Annotated in this window: 2 pseudogenes; both read left to right on the forward strand. The window is 56.2% G+C overall.

The features are described from left to right. Nucleotides 1-1,658 (forward strand): annotated as a pseudogene (locus B176_RS20095) (hypothetical protein); the annotation flags it as partial. Between the two features lie 257 nt (nucleotides 1,659-1,915). Further along, nucleotides 1,916-4,071 (forward strand): annotated as a pseudogene (locus B176_RS20870) (collagen-like protein); the annotation flags it as partial.

Consider the following 4,071-nt stretch of genomic DNA (forward strand, 5'->3'; position numbering starts at 1 on the left):
CAAAAGGAACAGACGGAATCAACGGGAGTGACGGAGCAACCGGTCCAGCCGGTGCAAAAGGAGCGGATGGAATAAACGGAAATGACGGCGCAACTGGTCCAGCGGGTCCGAAAGGAACAGACGGAATCAACGGAAACGACGGAGCAACCGGTCCAGCCGGCGCAAAAGGAACGGATGGAATCAACGGGAATGATGGCGCAACCGGTCCAGCAGGTCCAAAAGGAACAGACGGAATCAACGGGAATGACGGAGCAACCGGTCCAGCCGGCGCAAAAGGAGCGGATGGAATAAACGGAAACGACGGAGCAACCGGTCCAGCGGGTCCGAAAGGAACAGACGGAATAAACGGGAATGACGGCGCAACCGGTCCAGCAGGAACGACGGGTCCTAAAGGGGATACAGGTGAAGCAGGTCCGAAAGGAATAGACGGAATCAACGGGAATGATGGAGCAACAGGTCCAGCAGGAACGACCGGTCCGAAAGGGGATACAGGTGAAGCAGGTCCGAAAGGAACAGACGGAATCAACGGGAATGATGGAGCAACAGGTCCAGCAGGAACGACCGGTCCGAAAGGGGATATAGGTGAAGCTGGTCCAGCAGGTCCAGCAGGAACGACCGGCCCGAAAGGGGATATAGGTGAAGCTGGTCCAGCAGGTCCAGCAGGAACGACGGGTCCTAAAGGGGATACAGGTGAAGCAGGTCCAGCAGGTCCAAAAGGAACAGATGGAATCAACGGGAATGACGGAGCAACCGGTCCAGGGATACAAAAAGGAGCGGATGGAATCAACGGGAATGACGGCGCAACCGGTCCAGCAGGAACGACGGGTCCTAAAGGGGATACAGGTGAAGCAGGTCCAGCAGGTCCAAAAGGAACAGACGGAATCAACGGGAATGATGGAGCAACCGGTCCAGCAGGAACGACCGGTCCTAAAGGGGATACAGGTGAAGTGGGTCCAGCAGGTTCAAAAGGAACAGACGGAATCAACGGGAGTGACGGAGCAACCGGTCCAGCAGGAACGACGGGTCCTAAAGGGGATACAGGTGAAGCAGGTCCAGCAGGTCCAAAAGGAACAGATGGAATCAACGGGAAAGACGGAGCAACAGGTCCAGCAGGAACAACGGGTCCTAAAGGGGATACAGGTGAAGCGGGTCCAGCAGGTTCAAAAGGAACAGACGGAATCAACGGGAGTGACGGAGCAACCGGTCCAGCCGGCGCAAAAGGAGCGGATGGAATCAACGGGAATGACGGCGCAACCGGTCCAGCAGGAACGACGGGTCCTAAAGGGGGTACAGGTGAAGCAGGTCCGAAAGGAATAAACGGAATCAACGGGAATGATGGAGCAACCGGTCCAGCAGGAACGACGGGTCCTAAAGGGGATACAGGTGAAGCAGGTCCAGCAGGTCCAAAAGGAACAGATGGAATCAACGGGAATGACGGAGCAACAGGTCCAGCAGGAACGACCGGAAAGGGGATACAGGTGAAGCAGGTCCGAAAGGAACAGACGGAATCAACGGGAATGATGGAGCAACAGGTCCAGCAGGAACGACCGGTCCGAAAGGGGATACAGGTGAAGCAGGTCCGAAAGGAACAGACGGAATCAACGGGAATGATGGAGCAACAGGTCCAGCAGGAACGACCGGTCCGAAAGGGGATATAGGTGAAGCTGGTCCAGCAGGTCCAGCAGGAACGACCGGCCCGAAAGGGGATATAGGTGAAGCTGGTCCAGCAGGTCCAAAAGGAACAGACGGAATCAACGGGAATGACGGAGCAACCGGTCCAGCAGGAACGACCGGCCCGAAAGGGGATACAGGTGAAGCAGGTCCAGCAGGTCCAAAAGGAACAGACGGAATCAACGGGAATGACGGAGCAACCGGTCCAGCAGGAACGACCGGTCCTAAAGGGGATACAGGTGAAGTGGGTCCAGCAGGTTCAAAAGGAACAGACGGAATCAACGGGAATGACGGAGCAACAGGTCCAGCAGGAACGACCGGTCCTAAAGGTGATACAGGTGAAGCAGGTCCAGCAGGTCCGAAAGGAACAGATGGAATAAACGGGAATGATGGAGCCACAGGTCCAGCAGGGACGGCGGGTCCGAAAGGGGATGCAGGTGAAGCAGGTCCAAAAGGAACAGATGGAATCAACGGGAATGATGGAGCAACAGGTCCAGCAGGAGTGACGGGTCCTAAAGGTGATACAGGTGAAGCGGGTCCAGCGGGTCCAGCAGGAACGGCGGGTCCGAAAGGAACAGACGGAATAAACGGAAACGACGGCGCAACCGGTCCAGCAGGTCCAAAAGGAGCAGATGGAATCAACGGGAATGATGGAGCAACAGGTCCAGCAGGAACGACCGGTCCTAAAGGGGATACAGGTGAAGCAGGTCCGAAAGGAACAGACGGAATCAACGGGAATGATGGAGCAACAGGTCCAGCAGGAACGACCGGTCCGAAAGGGGATATAGGTGAAGCTGGTCCAGCAGGTCCAAAAGGAACAGACGGAATCAACGGGAATGACGGAGCAACCGGTCCAGCCGGCGCAAAAGGAGCGGATGGAATAAACGGAAACGACGGAGCAACCGGTCCAGCGGGTCCGAAAGGAACAGACGGAATAAACGGGAATGACGGCGCAACCGGTCCAGCAGGAACGACGGGTCCTAAAGGGGATACAGGTGAAGCAGGTCCGAAAGGAATAGACGGAATCAACGGGAATGATGGAGCAACAGGTCCAGCAGGAACGACCGGTCCGAAAGGGGATACAGGTGAAGCAGGTCCGAAAGGAACAGACGGAATCAACGGGAATGATGGAGCAACAGGTCCAGCAGGAACGACCGGTCCGAAAGGGGATATAGGTGAAGCTGGTCCAGCAGGTCCAAAAGGAACAGACGGAATCAACGGGAATGACGGAGCAACCGGTCCAGCAGGAACGACCGGCCCGAAAGGGGATACAGGTGAAGCAGGTCCAGCAGGTCCAAAAGGAACAGACGGAATCAACGGGAATGACGGAGCAACCGGTCCAGCAGGAACGACCGGTCCTAAAGGGGATACAGGTGAAGCAGGTCCGAAAGGAACAGACGGAATCAACGGGAATGATGGAGCAACAGGTCCAGCAGGAACGACCGGCCCGAAAGGGGATACAGGTGAAGCAGGTGAAGCAGGTCCAGCAGGTCCAAAAGGAACAGACGGAATCAACGGAAACGACGGAGCAACCGGTCCATCGGGTCCAAAAGGAACGGATGGAATAAACGGAAACGACGGCGCAACTGGTCCAGCGGGTCCGAAAGGAACAGACGGAATCAACGGAAATAATGGAGCAACAGGTCCAGCAGGAACGACCGGCCCGAAAGGGGATACAGGTGAAGCAGGTGAAGCAGGTCCAGCAGGTCCAAAAGGAACAGACGGAATCAACGGGAATGACGGAGCAACAGGTCCAGCAGGAGTGACGGGTCCTAAAGGTGATACAGGTGAAGCAGGGCCAAAAGGAACAGACGGAATCAACGGAAACGACGGAGCAACCGGTCCATCGGGTCCAAAAGGAACGGAAGGAATAAACGGAAACGACGGCGCAACTGGTCCAGCGGGTCCGAAAGGAACAGACGGAATCAACGGAAATAATGGAGCAACAGGTCCAGCAGGAACGACCGGCCCGAAAGGGGATACAGGTGAAGCAGGTGAAGCAGGTCCAGCAGGTCCAAAAGGAACAGACGGAATCAACGGGAATGACGGAGCAACCGGTCCAGTAGGTCCACAAGGTCCAATCGGTTTAACCGGTTCAGTAGGTCCTCAAGGTCCAATCGGAATAACAGGTCCAGCAGGAAACGACGGCGCAGCGGGTCCAAAAGGAACAGACGGAGTCAACGGAAACGACGGAGCAATCGGTCCAGTAGGTCCACAAGGTCCGATCGGCGTAACAGGTTCAGTAGGAGCGAAGGGTGATAAAGGAGATACAGGATCGACCGGTCCGCTAGGTCCTCAAGGTCCAATCGGTTTAACCGGTTCAGTAGGTCCTCAAGGCCCTATCGGTGTGACAGGTTCAGTAGGAGCGAAAGGTGATAAAGGAGATACAGGAGCAACGGG

It is taken from the genome of Pedobacter arcticus A12 (assembly GCF_000302595.1).
GTDB lineage: Bacteria > Bacteroidota > Bacteroidia > Sphingobacteriales > Sphingobacteriaceae > Pseudopedobacter > Pseudopedobacter arcticus.